The following is a 258-nucleotide window of genomic DNA, read 5'->3' as shown; positions in this document are numbered from 1 at the left end:
GGCGAGCGCTGTCGAAAAGACCGACAGGCCAAGCAGCGCAACGAGCGAGCTGCCGGCGGGCATCAATGTCCATGGACGATCGACGATCAGGCTGACAGGTATGAGCAGGATCGCACCGCACACCATCGCCCCCGCGGCCGGAAGCATTGGGTCCATACCCCCGAAATTCCTTCCGAAAATCGCGGCACCCGCATAGGAGATGGTCGCCACGACGATGGCGATCTGCGCCAAGGCCTGATGCCCGAGCCCCGCCAACGC

The 258-nt window shown here is 64.3% G+C and carries 1 pseudogene; it reads right to left on the bottom strand.

Annotated features, from left to right (window positions below):
• A pseudogene (locus ACOZKU_RS27830) lies at window positions 1-258 on the bottom strand (EamA/RhaT family transporter); the annotation flags it as partial.

The sequence above is a fragment of the Shinella sp. M31 genome (assembly GCF_049199205.1).
GTDB lineage: Bacteria > Pseudomonadota > Alphaproteobacteria > Rhizobiales > Rhizobiaceae > Shinella.
Note: the sequence above shows the minus strand (reverse complement) of the source record. Positions and strands in the feature narration are given on the sequence as shown.